Annotated in this window: 17 protein-coding genes; 4 read left to right on the forward strand and 13 right to left on the reverse strand. The window is 59.1% G+C overall.

Going from position 1 to position 18414, the window contains the following annotated elements; genetic code table 11:
* The first annotated feature begins 45 nt into the window (after positions 1 to 45).
* Positions 46 to 1188 (forward strand): aldose epimerase family protein, encoded by a 1143-nt coding sequence (locus tag CKW31_RS18180; RefSeq protein WP_095098042.1) that lies wholly within the window; start codon positions 46 to 48, stop codon positions 1186 to 1188.
* 126 nt (positions 1189 to 1314) lie between these two features.
* Here the strand turns inward: CKW31_RS18180 and CKW31_RS18185 are convergent, their stop codons facing one another.
* The 13 genes from CKW31_RS18185 to CKW31_RS18240 form a co-directional block, all read right to left on the reverse strand.
* Positions 1315 to 2208 (reverse strand): metal ABC transporter substrate-binding protein, encoded by an 894-nt coding sequence (locus tag CKW31_RS18185; protein ID WP_095098045.1) that lies wholly within the window; start codon positions 2206 to 2208, stop codon positions 1315 to 1317.
* A 16-nt stretch (positions 2209 to 2224) separates the two neighbouring features.
* A complete protein-coding gene (locus CKW31_RS18190; protein WP_095098049.1) occupies positions 2225 to 3094 on the reverse strand; it encodes a metal ABC transporter permease in 870 nt (289 codons plus the stop codon).
* Positions 3095 to 3260: 166 nt separating this feature from the next.
* Positions 3261 to 4004 carry a zinc ABC transporter ATP-binding protein AztA gene (gene aztA, locus CKW31_RS18195; protein WP_095098052.1) on the reverse strand — a complete coding sequence of 248 codons (744 nt, stop codon included), beginning with the start codon at positions 4002 to 4004 and terminating at the stop codon, positions 3261 to 3263.
* Positions 4001 to 4132 (reverse strand): hypothetical protein, encoded by a 132-nt coding sequence (locus CKW31_RS30120; RefSeq protein WP_256582652.1) that lies wholly within the window; start codon positions 4130 to 4132, stop codon positions 4001 to 4003. Before CKW31_RS30120 ends, aztA begins: the two co-directional genes overlap by 4 nt.
* Before the next feature lie 78 nt (positions 4133 to 4210).
* A complete protein-coding gene (gene metC, locus CKW31_RS18200; protein ID WP_095098055.1) occupies positions 4211 to 6976 on the reverse strand; it encodes a cystathionine beta-lyase in 2766 nt (921 codons plus the stop codon).
* A gap of 287 nt (positions 6977 to 7263) precedes the next feature.
* Complete coding sequence (locus tag CKW31_RS18205; protein WP_095098058.1) at positions 7264 to 7860, reverse strand: cysteine dioxygenase; 597 nt, start codon at positions 7858 to 7860, stop codon at positions 7264 to 7266.
* 178 nt (positions 7861 to 8038) lie between these two features.
* Complete coding sequence (locus tag CKW31_RS18210; RefSeq protein WP_095098060.1) at positions 8039 to 8875, reverse strand: amino acid ABC transporter ATP-binding protein; 837 nt, start codon at positions 8873 to 8875, stop codon at positions 8039 to 8041.
* Positions 8862 to 9653: an amino acid ABC transporter permease gene (locus tag CKW31_RS18215; RefSeq protein WP_095098062.1), complete on the reverse strand. Its 792-nt coding sequence runs from the start codon at positions 9651 to 9653 to the stop codon at positions 8862 to 8864. The genes CKW31_RS18210 and CKW31_RS18215 overlap by 14 nt, the downstream gene beginning before the upstream one ends.
* A complete protein-coding gene (locus tag CKW31_RS18220) occupies positions 9643 to 10377 on the reverse strand; it encodes an amino acid ABC transporter permease (protein WP_095098065.1) in 735 nt (244 codons plus the stop codon). The genes CKW31_RS18215 and CKW31_RS18220 overlap by 11 nt, the downstream gene beginning before the upstream one ends.
* Positions 10374 to 11591 (reverse strand): aminotransferase class I/II-fold pyridoxal phosphate-dependent enzyme, encoded by a 1218-nt coding sequence (locus CKW31_RS18225; protein ID WP_095098068.1) that lies wholly within the window; start codon positions 11589 to 11591, stop codon positions 10374 to 10376. Before CKW31_RS18225 ends, CKW31_RS18220 begins: the two co-directional genes overlap by 4 nt.
* Positions 11588 to 13024, reverse strand: coding sequence for an FAD-binding oxidoreductase (locus CKW31_RS18230; RefSeq protein WP_095098071.1), 1437 nt, complete (start codon positions 13022 to 13024; stop codon positions 11588 to 11590). The genes CKW31_RS18225 and CKW31_RS18230 overlap by 4 nt, the downstream gene beginning before the upstream one ends.
* Entirely contained in the window at positions 13021 to 13860 is an 840-nt protein-coding gene (locus tag CKW31_RS18235; protein WP_095098074.1) for a transporter substrate-binding domain-containing protein, read from the reverse strand. The genes CKW31_RS18230 and CKW31_RS18235 overlap by 4 nt, the downstream gene beginning before the upstream one ends.
* A 157-nt stretch (positions 13861 to 14017) precedes the next feature.
* Entirely contained in the window at positions 14018 to 14851 is an 834-nt protein-coding gene (locus CKW31_RS18240; protein WP_095098077.1) for a transporter substrate-binding domain-containing protein, read from the reverse strand.
* 245 nt (positions 14852 to 15096) lie between these two features.
* Here CKW31_RS18240 and CKW31_RS18245 point away from each other — a divergent pair, with 245 nt between their 5' ends.
* The 3 genes from CKW31_RS18245 (at position 15097) to CKW31_RS18255 (ending at position 18300) form a co-directional block, all read left to right on the forward strand.
* Positions 15097 to 15966 carry a LysR substrate-binding domain-containing protein gene (locus CKW31_RS18245; RefSeq protein WP_095098080.1) on the forward strand — a complete coding sequence of 290 codons (870 nt, stop codon included), beginning with the start codon at positions 15097 to 15099 and terminating at the stop codon, positions 15964 to 15966.
* 268 nt (positions 15967 to 16234) lie between these two features.
* Positions 16235 to 17455, forward strand: coding sequence for a putative DNA modification/repair radical SAM protein (locus CKW31_RS18250; protein ID WP_095098083.1), 1221 nt, complete (start codon positions 16235 to 16237; stop codon positions 17453 to 17455).
* Positions 17446 to 18300 (forward strand): TIGR03915 family putative DNA repair protein, encoded by an 855-nt coding sequence (locus CKW31_RS18255; protein ID WP_176469913.1) that lies wholly within the window; start codon positions 17446 to 17448, stop codon positions 18298 to 18300. Before CKW31_RS18250 ends, CKW31_RS18255 begins: the two co-directional genes overlap by 10 nt.
* The last annotated feature ends 114 nt before the right edge of the window (positions 18301 to 18414 follow it).

The raw sequence follows: 18414 nt of genomic DNA on the forward strand, positions 1-18414 counted from the left end.
AAGGTTCGGTGCAGCCCACTACAACAACAAAAAAAGGTACATTCAATGAAACCCTCTTCACTGCTCAGCAGCTTCGGACTGTCCTTGATGATCGCCACCCTCACGGCCAACGCCGCCAACCTTACCAATGAACACAGCGCCTTTGGCAAAACAGCCGATGGCACTGCCGTCGAGAAGTACACCCTGCGCAACAGCCATGGCGTGGAAGCCAACATCATTACCTACGGCGCGACCCTGCAATCGCTGCTCCTGCCCGACAAGAACGGCAAGGTTGAGGATGTGGTCCTTGGTTTCGATGATGTGAAAGGTTATCAGGACAACGGCACCGTCTATTTCGGCGCAACCATTGGCCGTTTCGGCAACCGTTTGGCCGATGGCAAATTCAGCCTGGATGGCAAGACCTATCAGGTGCCGCAAAACGACAAGACCAATGCCCTGCACGGTGGCACTCAGGGTTTTGACAAGCGGGTATGGAAAGCTGAACCCAGCAATGAAAACGGCTGGGTGGGCGTCAAGCTGACCTATGTGTCGCCGGATGGCGAGATGGGGTTCCCCGGAGAGCTGAAAACCGAGGTGACCTACAGTCTCAACGAGAAGAACGAGCTGCGCATCCACTACAACGCCACCACCGACAAGCCCACCGTGCTCAACCTGACCAATCACAGTTACTTCAACCTCGCGGGCGCGGGTAACGGTGATGTGCTCAAGCAAGTCGCTACCCTTCACGCTTCGCATTACACGCCGGTCAACGAGAAGCTGATCCCCACCGGCGAACTGCCTGCGGTCAAAGGCACACCCATGGACTTCTTGACGCCTACAGCCATCGGCAAGAACATCAAGGCGGACCATCAGCAATTGAAATACGCCGAGCCGAAACAAGGCGGGTTTGATTTCAACTGGGTGCTGGACACTAAAGGCGACGTCAGCAAACTGGCTGCCGAAGTCAGCGACCCGCAATCCGGTCGGCGCCTGCAGTTGTTCACCAGCGAGCCTGGCGTGCAGCTGTATACCGGCAACTTCCTGGACGGCAGCATCCATGGCAAAGGCGGCAAGGTCTACCCGCACTGGGGCGCCTTCACCCTGGAAACCCAGCACTACCCGGACGCGCCGAACCAGCCGAAATTCCAGAGCACCCGACTGGATCCGGGCAAGGCGTATACCCAGACCACCGTGTTTAAATTTTTGTAAGCCTATGCAAATCCCTGTGGGAGCGGTGCTTGCCCGCGATAAGGCTGGATGCGATTCAGGATGGATCGCGTTGTTCTTATCGCGGGCAAGCACCGCTCCCACATGAACCGCGTAATAGTCTGATAATCACTTACCCCGCATCGCCGCCACCAACTGATCAACGTTGTACTTGAACATCTGCACATAGCTGGCCGCCGGCCCATTGGCTGGCGACAGCGCTTCCACATATAACTCGCCACCCGGCTTGGCACCGCTGGCATCGGCGATCTGTTTCACCAGACGCGGATCACCGGAGTTCTCGAAAAAGTACGCACTGACGTGCTCCGCCTTGATCTGTCGGATCAACTTGCCCACATCCGCTGCCGAAGCTTCAGATTCGGTGGAGAAGCCCAAGGGCGACAGGAACGTGACGCCATACGCATCGCCAAAGTAGCCAAAAGCGTCGTGAGAAGTCAGCACTTTACGTTGCGCCACCGGGATGGACTGGATTTGCGTCCGTGCGTAGCTGTCCAGCGCTTTAAGCTGCTCGGTGTAGCGCTCGCCATTGGCCTTATAAAGACTGGCGCCCGCAGGATCGGCTTTTTCCAGCGCAGCAACGATATTGTGCACGTAGATCACTGCATTGGCAGCGCTGTTCCAGGCGTGTGGGTCGGTAATGCGCTGGCCGTCCTCTTCCATGCTGCGAGTCTTGATCCCGCTGGACAGCACCACAGGCTCGCCTTTGTAGCCTGATGCCTTGATCAGCCGATCCATCCAGCCTTCCAGATGCAAGCCGCTGACAAATACCAGATCGGCTTTCTTCAACGCCTGAGCATCGGCCGGGCTGGGCTCATAGACATGCGGATCGCCGTTGGGGCCGATCAGCGACGTGACATGCACCCGCTCGCCGCCGACGGTCTGCACCATGTCGGCAATGACTGTAAATGACGCGACGGCTTCCAGTGGTTTGGCCTGGGCCAGAACACTAAACGCAGACAGCACAAGGGCTGCCATCGAACTCAACAGCATTGATCGTTTCATGACGTTCCTCTTGAAGTCAGTGGGTCAGGTGGGATTGGGGAAACAGGCCGCGCAGGATGCCCGTGCGGCCGAACAACAGAGAAAAACCATAGAAAGCGCTGGCGGTCAGGACGATGGCGGGTCCAGAGGCGACGCTCATGTGGTAGGAAATGATCAGTCCGATCAGCCCTGACAACGTCGCAACCAGCGTGGAAATCGCCACCAGAGCGCTCAGTGAAGTGGCCCAGAAGCGCGCCGCCGTAGCCGGGAGCATCATCATGCCGACCGCCATCAAGGTGCCCAGCGCCTGAAAGCCTGCCACCAGATTGAGCACCACCAACAACAGAAAAAGTACGTGATACAGCGAGCCACGCCCGCCGACGGCTCGCAGGAATCCGGGATCAAAACACTCCAGGACCAGTGGCCGATAAATCAGTGCCAGCAGGATCACGGTGAACGAAGCGATGCCGCCGACCATGTAAATCGCATCGGCGTCGATGGCGAGAATGGTGCCAAACAGCACATGCAGCAGATCCACATTGGAGCCGTGCAGGGAAACGATCATCACCCCGGCTGCCAGCGAGGTCAGGTAGAAACTGGCGAAACTGGCGTCCTCACGCAGAGCCGTCAAACGGCTGACCAGCCCCGACAGCAGCGCGACCGCCAGACCTGCGATCAAGCCGCCGATACCCATGGCAGGCAGCGACAAACCAAAAAACAGAAAGCCCAACGCGGCGCCTGGCAACACCGCATGGCTCATGGCATCGCCCACCAGGCTCATGCGCCGTAGCATCAGCAAAACGCCCACCGGCCCCGAGCCAATGCCCAGCGCCAGACACGCCACCAGAGCACGGCGCATGAAGCCGAACTCGATGAAGGGTTCGATGAGTAAGGTGTAGAGGGTCATGAGATTGCCCCCGAGAAGTCGACTGAAATGCAGTCCCCTGTGGGAGCGGTGCTTGCCCGCGATAAGGCTGGATGCGATTCAGGATAAATCGAGGTGCTCTTATCGCGGGCAAGCACCGCTCCCACAGGTTCCGCGCTTACAACAGGAAGGCGTGGCATCAGGTTCATCATTGAGCCTGCTCCCCACACAACTCCGCATCCGCACTCCAGAACTCGGCCATGTTGCGTGCCTTGCGCAGGTTCTCGACGTTCAGCACGTCTGCAGTGGCGCCCCAGGCAATGGCTTCTCGGGCCATCAATAGGGTTTGCGGAAAGTGCTGACGCACCTGATCGATGTCATGCAGCACTGCGATGACGGTTCTGCCCTGCCCGTGCCAGACCCGGACGAGCTCCAGCAGGTCGCGGGTGGTGCGTGCGTCAATCGCGGTGAAGGGTTCGTCGAGCAAGATGACGGCCGCGTCCTGCAACAACAGCCGGGCGAACAGCACCCGCTGAAACTGTCCGGAAGACAGCGAACCAATGCTGCGAGACTCAAAGCCTTCCAACCCCACCGCTTGCAGTGAATCCTGCGTGCGCTTCGCCAGGTCGCGAGTCAAACCACGGAACGCGCCGATGCTGCGCCACGCGCCCATCGCCACGGTGTCGGCCACGCTCAATGGAAAGCTGCGGTCGATTTCCGCGGCTTGAGGCAAATAACCCAGGGTTTTAGTCGCCAGATTGCCGCGGTCCACCCGCCCTGCAGCCGGTTTAAGGGTACCCGCGATGGCTTTGATCAGGGTTGATTTCCCTGCACCGTTAGGCCCGACGATCGCCGTCAGGCTGCCCGCTTCGAAACAACCGCTGAGGTGGTGCACCGCAGGCCGACGTTCGTAGGCGACGGTAAGGTCTTTTAGGGAAATAGCCGCACTCATGGTATGGCCACCGCCCAGACGATGGCCAACCACAGCAATATCAGCATGCCCAGGGCGAGCACGACTCGCTTCCATGCCGATTGGGCGAGAACCGAACCGGCGATGGAAGGAACACGGGGAGCTTTCATGGGCCAGTAACCTGCAACGATTCGTTACAGTATTACATAGCCAAACATCGAAATGTTATGAAATAACATTTATGTCCGCTATTTCCCGATAGCAACGAAGCCCTTTTGCAGATCCTCGATCAATGCCGCCACATCTTCCAGACCAATGTGCAGACGCAGAACCGGATTCAGCGCCTTGTCTGCCAGATTCTCCCGGTCACTGAGGTCGGCGACCGTAATCAGGCTCTCGTAGCCGCCCCATGACGCGCCCAGTCCGAACAGACTCAAGGCGCCGATGAACAGGTCCATTTGAGCAGGGTCGGCATTCACCAGCTCGAACGACAACAAACCATTGCTGCCACTGAAGTCGCGCTTGAACACTGCGTGATCCGGATGCTCCACCAGCGCCGGATGGAAGACCCTTTTGACCAGAGGTTGCGCCTGTAGCCAATGGGCAATTTCCAGTGCCTGACGCTCATGCACATCCAGCCGCGAGGCCAGCGTCCGGGCGCCGCGCAATACCAGATAAGCATCATCCGGGCTGACGGTGTTGCCGAAGGTTTCGCTCATCCGCCCCAAAGCTGGCCACACCTCCTTGCGCGTGCAAACGCTGCCCATCACCACGTCGCTATGGCCGCAAATGTACTTGGTCAACGCCATGATCGAGATGTCGGCACCCAGCGTCAGCGGCCGATACAGGTAGCCCGAACCCCAAGTGTTGTCGACGGCCAACAGAATGCCCCGTGGCTTGCACAGTGCAGCAATGGCGGGCAGGTCGCACAGTTCGTAGAGCAGCGAACCCGGCACCTCGGCGTAGACCATTTTGGTGTTGGCTTGCAACAGCCCTTCCAGCCCGCGCCCATTGGCCGGGAAATAACCGACTTCGATACCGAACGGGACAAGAAACTCTTTCGCCAGTCTGCGCACCGGGCCATAGACCGCGTCGGTGAGCAGCACATGATCGCCGGGACGCAGATAGGCCAGAAAGGTTTGCGCCGCGGCCGCCAGTCCGGTCGAGAACAGCTTGGTGCGATATCCACCTTCCAGCTCGGTGACCAGATCTTCCAGGGCAAACCCGGTCGGATTACCCCGCGCGCCGTAGCTCAGAACGCGTTCCGTATCGCGACGCTTACGGATGTCACGCATCTGGCTGAGGCTGTCGAACAGCACAGTGCTCAATCGGGTCACCGGAACATTGACTGCGCGCCCGCCGCTGCCTTTTTCAGTGCGCGCGGCATGAACCAGCCGTGTCCGCACATCAGAAGTAGACGACGGGCGCTCAGGCTTTTTTGCGTGCAAAGGCTTCAGGCTGTTGATTTCCTGTTCAGTCATCTGCGCCAGCAAGCCGATTTCCCAGGCCAGATACTGACGTGCCGCGTCCTTGTTGCCGGAATGCCGGTCGTGAGTGAAAAACAGGAAGTCGATGCACTGCGCGTCGGCCAGCGCCGTTGCGTTGTCCACCAGCGGCAAACCCGCTGCTTGCCAGGCCGCAACGCCGCCCTCCAGCAAACGCACGGTTGCACGTTGCGCCTCAGGTAGTTCAAGTGCCGCCAGTTGCGCGACTTCCGGGATGTCGGCCAGTAACACCAGCGGCCGTGTTTCATCGGCCACCGCGTTAGCCAGCAGCGGACGAATCGACCAGCTCGAACCTTCGATATGCGCCTTGCGGAAGTGGGTGCTCGGGCGCAGATCGATCAAGGTCACAGCGTCATCCTTCAAGGCATCTGAGGTCGCCGCCGCGCTGATCATCGCCAATGGCGCAGCATTCGGGCTCTGCGCTACCGGCAATGCCAGACCACTGCTGACACCGTCGTCCAGTACATAGGCCTGATGCCCTAACTGACGCAGCCAGCTGGCAACGATTGGCGCACGAATGTCATCGGAGTCAATCAGTACAACCCGCGCATGGCGCACGCCGATGTACAGGTCGGTGGACTGAATCAACTGCCCGCCCGGCGTATGCTGCGCACCCGGCAATGTCCCCGCAGCAAACTCTTCAGCAGTGCGCACGTCACAGAGGAAAAGACTGCGGCTTTGATCTTCCGCCCATCTTGCAACCTGTTCAGCGCTGACGGTTTCGACACCGGCTTTTTGCGCCAATGCCTGAGCGGCTTCACGCTGTTTGCCAAGGGATTCAACCGCCACCTCGTCGGGATAACGTCGAGTGCTGCCATGTTCCAGTTGCAGATCGGCGAGGTACCAGCCTTGCGTACCGTTTTCCAAGGCATAAACCGGGTTCTTCACGCCCAGATCGATCAGCGTTTGCGCGCCAATGATGCTGCGGGTACGCCCTGCGCAGTTGACGACGATCGGGGTGGTTTCGTCATTGACCAGTGCGGGCAGACGATAGCCCAGTTCGCCATTGGGGCAGCAAATTGAACCGGGTATGGTCATCTTGCGGTATTCATCGAACGGTCGGCCGTCGAGCACCAGCAACGGCTCGCCGCGAGCCTGCCAGTGCGCCAGTTCGTCTGCAGTGATGTGTGGCGTGTGGCTGGCCTCTTCAACCAGTTCGCCAAATGCCTTTGACGGCACGTGTACCCCGGCGAACAACTGCAAACCCGCCGCCTGCCAGCCATCCGCGCCACCTTGGAGGGTATGCACATGCTGATAACCCAGCGCAGCAAGGCGAGCGACTGCACGCGGAGCCACGTCGCTGCCGGTCTGGTCATAGATCACCAGGCGAACCGCGGGATTGGGCGCCAGACGCGGCGCTTCAATTTCCAGTCGGCTATACGGCAGGTTCTGCCCATGGAACAAATGTGCCTCGCCGTACTGACCGTGCTCGCGCACATCAAACAGGGCAATTTCCTGTCCGTCGAATAGCCACTGTTGCAGTTGCGCTGGGGTGATGGTTTGGCTCATGGGATCTCACAAATTGTTTTATTGACGCAGGGCCTGCGGGGGGGATGCAATCCCAAATATTGGCGCGATGTCGTGGGACCGGCTTTAGCCGGGAAGACGCCATTACACTCACCAAAAACGGGTCATCATAAACACCGTATTCCCGGCTAAAGCCGGTCCACGTCGCACATCAAATTTCGGGCAAACATTGAATTCCCCACAGGTCCTCTGCTCGCTCCAGAGCGGCAGAGGCATCTGAAAAGTCATCGTTGGCGCGCTGCCACAGACATGCAAACAGAGAAGATCAATCACGCATAAGCCTTGATCGAAGGCTCCATCTGCGAGGCGTTGTAATTCAGCACGCGGCCTTCTTCGTTGACGCCAAACCGGCCGTTCAACGACTCCAGCGGTCGGCCATACAAATGGAAATGCAGGGTCGGCGTTTCACCGTCCACACGAATGCCGTGCAGGTCTTCGCCGAGGAAGCCGATCGGCGTGCCCGGCTGCACCACGACCTCTTTTTCCAGTTCGAGTCTGGCGTATTCAGGATTGCTGCCGTCGTCGGTACGGGCCCAGACGTAGTTGATCTCCTGGCCTTGCACAGCAACGATCACGGCCCAGGTCTCATGGTTGTGAGGCAAGGTCTTTTTGCCTGGCAGCAGCGAGTTCATGTAAAGCGTTGGCGTATTGCCGTCGTCGTTCAGGCGATAGCGGAAAGCCGTTGAGCCAGCGCCCGGCACCGGCGATGGAAACGTGTCGAAGTTGAACAGGTCATGGCGAGTGGCGAGGCCTTCAAGCAACCCGATGATCTCCTGCAACGCCGCCCGGTCTACGCCGCAGTCGTTGATTACACGCACTTGCTGCAAAAGGGTTTCGATGGCTTCGGCACGGTTTTCAATGGTCATAAATACTCCTGGGTTATTTATTGAATTGGAATGCGATCTCCCTGTGGGAGCGGTGCTTGCCCGCGATGAGGCTGGACGCGATCTAAAGGGAATCGCGTCCAGCCTCATCGCGGGCAAGCCCAGCCCCCACATGGGAAAGCATTTCAAATCAAAACAGTTTGGGGGTCCTCTTACAGCCTCAAACAGAAATGCTGTACCGGCCCAGATTGCTCAACACATACGGGTCATTCTGTGCCGTCGGACGGCGACCGGAATCACCCAGCGCATGACGCAGAAACTCTTGGGTCCGCTCGCTGATCGGCCGCTGGAATATCTGCTCGGCGCTGCCGTGTTCGACGATCAAGCCGTTCTCGGTGAAATACACCACGTCGCTGATTTCTTCGGCAAAGCGCATTTCGTGGGTGACCAGCACGCAGGTCATGCCCTCCTCCGTCAGCTCACGAATAACGGTCAGCACTTCCCCGACCGTTTCCGGGTCCAGCGCGGAGGTCACTTCGTCAAACAGAATCAATTCAGGCCGCATGGCCAACGCCCTGGCAATCGCCACGCGTTGTTGCTGACCACCCGACAACTGCCCGGGATAAGCCTCCGCCTTGTGTTCCATGCGGACCTTGGCCAGCAACGCACGAGCCTGTTGCTCGGCGTCGGCTCGGCTGAGACCGAGCACCTTGCGCGGGGCAATCACCAGATTCTCCAGCACCGACAAATGCGGAAACAGGTTGTATTGCTGAAACACAAATCCAACCCGCTTGCGCAACTCGATACGGTCGGCCTCGGTGGCCAGCTTGTTGACCTCCGTTGCGCCGACCTGGATGGTGCCGCGCTGGGTCTGCAGCAGACCGGTGATGCAGCGCAGAATGGTCGATTTACCCGATCCTGAAGGCCCGATAATCGACACCGCCTGGCCCCGTTGCACCTCCAGATCAATACCTTTGAGGACATGATTGGTGCCGAACGACAAATGCAGATCGCGCAGGCTGACCAGAGGAGTGGGAGCTGTATCAGTAGAAGGCATAACGGCGCTCCAGACGTTGAGTCAAGCGTGAAATCGGATAGCAGTAGGCAAAAAACAGCGCCAACAGGCTCAGGTAAATCAGCACGGTGAAACCGGTCTGATTCACGGTGTTACTGGCGATCTGCGCGGTGTCGATCACGTCGTGCACACCCACCAGCGAAGCCAGTGCCGTGCCCATGGTGATCACCGCATAAAGATTCATCCACGGCGGCAACATGCGTTTGAAGCACTGCGGCAGGATGATCGACGTGAAGATCTGCCCGCGGGTGAATGCCAGTGAACGCGCGGCTTCCCACTGCGTGCTGGGGATCGAGCCAATAGCGCCGCGGAAGATTTCCGCGACGTTGGCGCTGGCAGGCAATGCCAGGCCGATGGTGACCTTGACCCAGTCAGGAAACGAAATGTAAGAGCTGCCAATGTGAATCTCGAACGGGAACACATACGTCGTGAAATAGATCAGCACCAGCCAGGGCGCGTTGCGGAAAATCTGCACCCATATCCGCGCAGGCAGGCGCAATATCCAGCTGGGCGACAAGGCAAGCGCACCGATCAACAGCCCGGCGACGGTGCCCAGACCAATCGCCACCAGGCTGATCAGAATGTTCTGTCCGAAGCCCTTGGCCAATGCGGGCGACCATTGCACCAAGGCCATGAAGACCGGGCTTTGCGGCGCCGCGAAAATCAGCCACGCCACTGCCAGCACAGCCAGAAGCAGCTTGCCCATGTGGCGACGTGGCCAGGTCAGCGGCAACGCTGCGGTGGAAGAATCAGTGGCCATAACCAGGCATCCTCAGGCGCGCTTCAAGGGCGCGGCCTACACAATTGACGACAAAGCTCAGCAAGCCAAAGAACGACAGAATCAGAATCATCAGCTCCAGCACGTTGTCGCTCTGGGTCCAGATCATGATCGCCGCATAGGTGATGTCGCCGACGGCAATGGCCGACGCCACTGCGGTCATTTTCACCAGATCAATCAGATTGTTGATCAGCGACGGTAAGGCAAACCGTAGCGCCAGCGGCAATTGCACATTCCACAGCAACTGACGGCTGCTGAATGCCAGCGAGCTGGCGGCTTCCATGGTGACCGACGGCACTGCCTCGATACCGGCGCGTAATGCTTCGGCATGAAACGCGCCCTTGTGCAGGGAAATCACGATCACCACCCAGGCAAACGGCGTCAGCGGGTTCGCCGCGCCGACCGCCTGAGTCAGCAGCATGTTCAGCACCAGAAACGCGCAATACAACTGGACGAGCGTCGGCGTATTGCGGGTGACTTCAATGAAGATTCGCGCCGGAGTGGCTAGATAGGCTTTGCCCGAGGTGAGCATTGCCGCCAGCAGCACCCCGACCAGCAAACTGCCGACAATGGTGAATGCACAGAGCAACAAAGTGGTCAGCGCACCGTCCAGCATGGAGCCGCGCTGGTAGGCATCCAGCAAGAAGTTGTAGTTGAGTCCGAACCCGGCGGTCCAGTGCACGAACAGTTCCAGCCAATGGCTCATGCGGGGACCTCGCTTTGCAAACGTGCACAGGCCGCGGCGATGCGTCGCCCGGCTTCGGCAACGCTGGCCGTTGCAGTGGCAATCGACAGGCGGAACCAAGGCGACAGTCCATAAGCGCTCCCGGCCACGCCAGCGACACCGGACTCAAGTAGCCAGTCGACCACATCGGCATCGCTATCAATGCGCTGACCGTCCGGACGATAACGACCGAGCAAACCGGCGCAGCGGACAAACACAAAGAATCCGCCTTGTGGCTCCAGCACCTGTAAGCCATCCACATCGCGCAACGCAGCAACCAAAAGATCGCGACGCTGGTGATAAGCCGTGACTTGCTCCGGCAGGAAACCCAGGCCACCTTCAAATGCCGCCAATGCAGCGGCCTGCCCCACCGACGATGCGCCGGAGGTAGACTGGGACTGGACGACCGTCATGGCAGTAGTCAGTTCTTGCGGCCCGGCACCAAAGCCGATGCGCCAACCGGTCATGGCATAGGTTTTGGACACCCCACCCACCAGCAGGCAACGCGATTGCAGATCAGGCGCGACGTTGAGCAGGTTCAATGCCTGACGGTCATCGAAACGAATGTGTTCATAGAGCTCGTCGAGCAACACCAGAACCTGCGGATAGCGGCGCAGCACCCCGGCCAGCGCCAGCAACTCGGCTTCGCTGTACACCGCGCCGCTGGGGTTGCCCGGGCCATTAAGAATTAACCAGCGGGTGCGCTCAGTGATGTGGGCCTCCAGTTGGGGCGGCGTCAGTTTGCAGCCCTGCTCCAACGGACATTCGATGAACACCGGTTCGCCACCACTGAAACGTACGCTGTCCGGAAATGACGGCCAGTACGGCACCGGGACCAGCACTTCATCACCTTTATCCAGGGTCGCAGCGAAGGCGTTATAGATAATCTGTTTGGCGCCATTGGCGATCACGATGGAGGGCAGCGTGTAGTCCAGACGGTTTTCCCGTTTGAGTTTGCGCTGCACGGCATCACGCAAGGCTTTTACGCCGGGGGTCGCGGTGTACTTGGTGTCGCCCGCCGCAATCGCCGCATAGGCGGCCTGTTTGATGTGTTCCGGGGTATCGAAATCCGGCTCACCGGTAGTCAGGTCGAGAATATCGACTCCCGCTTCGCGCAAGGCGGTGACACGGGATTTGGCCGCGGCATTGGCCGACAGCGTGACGCGTTGTACGCGTTTTGACAGACGCACACTCATGGCGCTTCTCCCTGTTCGCCAACCATCAGGACTTTGCCGGGGTTGAGCAAGTTTTTCGGGTCCAGCGCCTGCTTGATGCGACGCATCAGGTCCAGCTCTACCGGGCTTTTGTAGTGCGTCAGCATCTGCAACTTGCGCTGACCGATGCCGTGCTCCGCGCTGATCGAGCCGCCGAAGGCATGGGCACAGTCATGCACCAGCGCACTTAAAGCGGCGTAATTAGCCATATGCGCCTCAACCGTCGAATCCAGCGGATGGGCCACGTTGTAATGCAGGTTGCCGTCGCCCAGGTGGCCGAAGGTGAAGTTGCGCACACCGGGGAAATGCTTCTGCAGCAAGGCATCGGTGTGCGCCACGAACTCGACCACACGGGAGATTGGCACGGAGATGTCGTGCTTCATGTTGCGACCGGCGCGTTTCTGCGCGTCACTCATATTCTCGCGTAGCAGCCACAGGGCTTCGCTCTGGGCAAGACTTTCGGCGATCAACGCGTCGGCCAGCAAATCGCGTTCGAACGCAGCGCCCAACACCTCTTCAAAAGATTGCCGGGCATGGCTTTCGCTGTGGTTATCCGACAGTTCCAACAGTGCAAACCAGGGTTGCGCTGCCTTGGAAAATGGTTGTGGGCCGTCAGGAAATTGTTCGCGCAACAGCGCCAGGCAATCCGCCGTCAGTAATTCGAAAGCCGTCAGGCTTGCGCCAAATCCAGCACGCGCGTGGGATAGAAAGCTCACCGCCTGATCCAGCGACTCAAACGCCAGAAAGGCTGTCGCCTGCGCCTTGGGCAAAGGGAATAGCTTCAAGGTCGCAGCGGTGATAATGCCTAGCGTGCCCTCACTGCCGATGTACAAATCACGTAAGTCGTAGCCGGTGTTGTCCTTACGCAAACCGCGCAGGCCATGCCAGATTTCTCCTTCGGCGGTCACCACTTCCAGCCCCAGAGTCAACTCCCGGGTGTTGCCATAACGCAGCACCGCAGTGCCGCCCGCGTTGGTGCCCAGGTTGCCGCCGATGGTGCAACTGCCCTCTGCACCCAGGCTGAGCGGAAACAGACGGTCCGCGTTGCGCGCCACGTCCTGCAGGTTTTGCAGGATGCAACCGGCCTCGACGGTAAACGTGTCGTTGTCGGTATCGACAGCGCGCACGCGATTCAGACGATCAAGCAGCAACAACACCGCTGTACCGCTGGAATCCGGTGTCGCCGCGCCCATTAATCCGGTATTGCCGCCCTGCACCACAATCGGCGCTTCATGGGCGACACACAGGCGCACAACCGCTGCGACCTGTTCGGTATCGGCCGGATGCACGATAGCCACCACCCGCCCGACATAGCTGCCCTGTTTGTCGGTCAGTTGCGGCGCAGCGTGTTCGCCGCTCTGCACATGGCTGGCGCCCAGCAGCTGCTGCAACGCCTCTAACAGGGCAGCACTCATTGTTTGACGGCCAATGGCACGGCATTGCGGAATTTTTCATGCAGATCGCGCAAGGCCTGGGAAGGTGCCATGCCGGTGCGTTCGCCGACCTCGATCAACCAGCCGCTGCGGTGCCAGTCACGCACAATGGCGTCGAGTCTGGCTTGCACGTCATGTTCGCCCTTGCGGATCCAGATCACCGAGTTGGACGGGATCAGGTCGGTCGGCAAAGGGGTCGAATAATCGGCCCACTCGTCTTCGCTGAGCAGCGCATGCATGGTTGGACTGACGTGCACCGCCGCGACACATCCGTTACCGCGCAAGGACAACAGCGACTCGGACTGGCTGCGGAACGCCTTGATTTGCGCGCCGTAGGTTTCCTGCAATGGTTTGATAAAGTTGCTGCCCTGGGACACGCACACCGGCTTGCCCTTGAGGTCTTCCCACTTGCTGATGCCCGCGCCCTTGCGAATCAGTGCTGCACCGCCGACTTCTTCATAAGGGGTCGGTACATAATCGAGAATCCCGGCGCGCTCATCGGTGTACTGCATGTTGGCAATCAACAGATCGACTTTGCCCTGCTGCAGGAACTGCACACGATTAGGTGCCAGCACGGAGACCGTTTCCAACTCTACGCCCAACTGTTCGGCAATGCCTTTGGCCAGCTCGACGTTGTAGCCCTGATGCGCACCGGTGGTTGGGTCAATGGTGCCAAATGGCGGGCCGCTGAGAATCACCCCGATGCTGATTTTGTGACGCTGCTGGATCTTGTCCAGTGTCGCGTCGGCATGGGCGAGCCCGGCGCAGAGCACCAGCCCGAGGGCTGTGAGGGTTTTGCGGGTGAAGAAGGTGTTCATGGGTGTTTCCTTGGTAACCGAAGTCGGTCATTTGGAATAGTGCATCCTGTGGGAGCGGTGCTTGCCCGCGATAAACGATAACGCGGTGTCTCTTCCATCCGCGTCTCATGCATCGCGGGCAAGCCTCGCTCCCACAAAGGGTCAACAAATCGAATCGTTACCCTTTGAACTGTGCATGTAGCTCAACCAGCGCAGGCGATGCCGGGGTGATGTTGTGGCGCTTCTCGGCCTCAATCAGAAAGCCGGTGCGGTGCCAGTCCTTGACGATGGTGTCGAGCCTGGCCTGGGTGTCGGTTTGGCCCTGACGGGTCCAGATCACGGACGGTGCCGGGTTGAGTTCCGGGGAAATGGCGCGGTAGTCCTTCCATTCAGGATTGCTGGCCAACAGTGGATTGATCAGGGTGGAGTCATGAACCGCGGCAACGCAGTTGTTGCCGCGCAGCGCCAGTAGCGATTCCGAGGAGCTTTTGAACGCCTTCAGTTCAGCCCCGAACCCGGTCAGCGGCTTGACGTAGCTGCTGCCTTGGGAGGTACACACCGGCTGACCTTTCAGGTCTTGCCAGGTATTGATCTTGCTGTCCTTCAATACCGCTGCCGTGCCGCCAACCCGATAGAAAGGCGTCGGCACCGAACCCAGGATCTGACCGCGCTCGGCAGTCCATTCCATGTTGGCGATCAACAGATCCACCTTGCCTTGCTGCAGGAACTGCACGCGGTTGGCAGGCAGGACCGGCACCAGCTCCACTTCAGCGCCCAGACGGCGGCCGATGTCTTCGGCCAGATCGACGTTCAGCCCTTCAGGCTTCTGGCTGGACGGATCAATGGAGCCGAATGGCCCACCGGAAAGCAGAACCCCAACCACCACCTTGTGCCTGGCTTCAATTTTGTCCAGCGTCGCATCGGCCTGGGCCATACCGCTGACGGTAAACGAAACCAAAGCGCCCAGCATGACGGGCAACAAACGAGAAACTGGCGTGCGAGTGGTCGGCATAATCATTCCCTGTTAACGGTCGGCGTACCCCGACCTGATGTGAGGGCATCCTAGGTAGCGCCAACGATTAACGGAAATTCAAATATCAAATATGGTTATAACTTTCTGTATTCCAGCTTTAAGCAAAAACGCTATAAGCTTGTAAAACGGGGCCCTTATGGAGTTTCTGAAAAATACCGACCGGCATTACATAAAAATACGTAATGTATTGAGCTACCTGATTGATATGAACCGAGCCATGTCCCATGCCGAACAATCCGCCCAGCCCGACCCTTGACCTTGAATTGCTGCGCACCTTCGTTGCAGTGGTCGATCACAACAGCTTTGCTGAAGCCGGGGTCCAGCTGGCGCGCACGCAATCCTCCGTCACCCAGCACATGCAGCGTCTGGAACTGCAAGTGGGGGTCAGCCTGTTTCAGAAGCAGGGCCGCCAGAAACAGCTCACCGAACCGGGCCGCCAATTACTACGCCATGCCCGGCAAATGCTGGCGCTCAATGACGAAGCACTCAACGCCCTGCGCGAGGACAGTTTGAGTGGCGTCCTGCGCATCGGCTCGCCTCACGACATCGCCGATACCATTCTGCCGCCGATCCTCAGCCATATCGCCCGTTCAGCACCCCGCCTGCGGCTGGAAATAGACGTCGGCCGCAGCCCGTTTCTGATGGACGATTTGCATCGCGGCAAAGTGGATCTGGTGATTTCCACTCGCGAAGATCCGGATCTCGAAGGCTTTGCCTTGCGCACATCGCCGGTGTGGTGGATCTGTTCTGCCGGGTACCTTCACGAGCCGGGCGAGCCGCTGCCGTTGATCCTGATAGACGAGCCGAGCATTTACCGGCGTTATGCGCTGGAAGCCCTGGAGCGCGCCAATATCCCCTGGCGTCAGGCGTATCTCGCATCCAACCTGATCGGTGTCAAAGCCGCGACCCGAGCGGGACTTGGGGTAACGGCACGAAGCATGGAAATGCTCGGCCCCGACATGCGCGTGCTGGGTGAAAACGACGGGCTGCCGCGCCTCCCGGACGTGACCTACCACCTGTGGATCAGGCCCAACACCGTCAACCCACTGGCGCGCCGGGCCTATGACCTGATTCGTGGGAGTCAGGGGTTGTAGGGGAAGTTCTGAGGAGTGACAGAGGTTTTCAAGTAAAGATTTTGCTCATTTAAATTGGAATGGGATCGTATGTGGGAGCGGTGCTTGCCCGCGATTTGCGTTGCCTGTATCGCGGGCAAGCACCGATCCCACATGGGATTGCATTCCAACTCACAATATCCATGCATTCCATTTCTCATAACTGATAAAGCCCATTCACCCGACCGCAGGACATTGCCTACTGCAACCGAACCCTATACTGTACATGCAAACAGTGTCGGAGTTTCCCATGCAGTTGATCGACAAGCTCAGCATCCTCGCTGACGCCGCCAAGTACGACGCATCATGCGCCAGCAGCGGCGCGCCCAAGCGCAGCTCCGAGGGCAAGAGCGGTCTGGGCTCCAGCAACGGCATGGGCATCTGCCACAGCTATACGCCCGACGGGCGCTGCGTTTCGCTGCTCAAGATCCTCTTGACCAACTTCTGCCTGTACGACTGCCAGTATTGCGTCAATCGCCGCTCCAGTGACGTACCGCGCGCTCGCTTCAGCCCTGAGGAAGTAGTCACCCTGACGCTGGATTTCTACCGGCGTAATTGCGTCAGCGGACTGTTCCTCAGTTCCGGAATCATTCGCTCGTCCGACTACACCATGGAACAACTGATCGAAGTGGCGCGCCAGCTGCGGGAGGTCCATGAGTTTCGTGGCTACATCCACCTCAAGACCATCCCGGACGCTGATCCGGCATTGATCGAGATGGCCGGCCGTTACGCGGATCGCCTGAGCGTCAACATCGAACTGCCCACCGACGACGGCTTGAAAACCCTGGCCCCGGAAAAAAACGTCGTCACGATCAAGCAGGCGATGCAGACCATCCATACCGGGCAGCAAACGATCCTTAATGAGCCCCGCGCGCCGCGCTTCGTGCCCGCCGGGCAAAGCACGCAAATGATCGTCGGTGCTGACGAGACTGACGACAGCACCATCCTCACCAGCGCCGAATCCCTCTACGGCAACTACGGCCTGCGCCGGGTTTATTATTCAGCGTTCAGCCCCATTCCCAATAGCCCGAAAAGCGTACCTCTCGCCGCCCCGCCGCTGATGCGCGAGCACCGTCTGTATCAGGCAGATTTCCTGTTGCGTGGCTATGGTTTCAAGGTCAAGGAGTTGTTTCAGGGCGCGGGTGATCTGGCGCTGGACATCGATCCGAAACTGGCCTGGGCCCTGAACAACCGCAGCCTGTTCCCCATGGACCTCAACCGCGCCGATGCTTCACAGATTGCGCGAATTCCAGGCATCGGAATCCGCACCACCAACCGTTTGCTGGAGCTGCGCCGTCAGCGTCGAATCCGCTACGAAGACCTGACCCGCATGCGTTGCGTGCTGGCCAAGGCCAAGCCGTTCATCATCACGTGTGACTATCACCCGACTCAGGCAGAGAGCAGCAGCGAGTCACTGCACATGTTGTTGCGCGACCGCCCTGCTCCCCAGCAAATGGGGTTATGGGGATGATTTGCCTGGATTGCGACGATCTGTTCGACAACTGGCGACAGCAGGCACGCTGGCTGCTCAGTCATGAAGTCGATCCGAGCCAGGTGAGCTGGAAATCCAGCGACGGTAGCGATCTGTTCGGCTCTGATCACAGCTACCCTGAGCAACAAGGCCCCTTTCAAGCCCGGATCCCGCTGACGCTTCTGCAATTACTGGAAAGCGCGTCGCAATTTCGCGGCGATCAGCGCTGGAGCCTGCTGTACGAAGTGCTGTGGCGAGTCAGCCATGGGGATCGCACCGCAATGCTCGCGGGGGACAAACTGGGCAGCGAACTGCACCGACGGATCAAGCAAGTCAGCCGTGAAGCCCATCATCTTCATGCGTTTCTGCGTTTCGTTGCACTGCCCGAATCTGAGCTGCCGGAGCAATTTGCACAACCGCAATACGTTGCGTGGCACGAACCCGCTCACGATATCCTGCACAGCGCCAGCCAGCATTTCATCGGCCGCATGGGCCAGCACCGCTGGATGATTGCTACGCCCAAAGACGGCGTCTATTACGACAGCCAGCAGTTGATCCACCAGCGTGTCTGCCCGCCAGCCTGGCAACAACTGGCGCGCAACGCCGATGACCCGGGTGGAGAGCTATGGCTGACCTATTACAGTCACATTTTCAACCCTGCACGCCTGAACCCGAAAGTCATGGAGGGCCACTTTCCGAGCCGTTTCTGGAAAAACCTGCCGGAAGGTCCTTTAATTCCTGCTTTAATCAGCGAAGCGAGAACCGGCAAACAGCGTGACGGTCAAGCCAGTCAGGTCGCCGCCAGACCCGGCAAGCGTATCGCCCGCGGCCCAGGGGTCGCCTAGTCCTGAAGCGCTGTACCGTTCATCAGTCGGGATCAAAGCCTTCAAACAGCAAGACCTTCTTGTTAATCTGCTGCACACTTCAAACAACTACCTTCTCACTGAAGTGGATCAGCA

Origin of the sequence: Pseudomonas sp. Irchel 3A5, assembly GCF_900187575.1 — a bacterium.
Lineage (GTDB): Bacteria > Pseudomonadota > Gammaproteobacteria > Pseudomonadales > Pseudomonadaceae > Aquipseudomonas > Aquipseudomonas folii.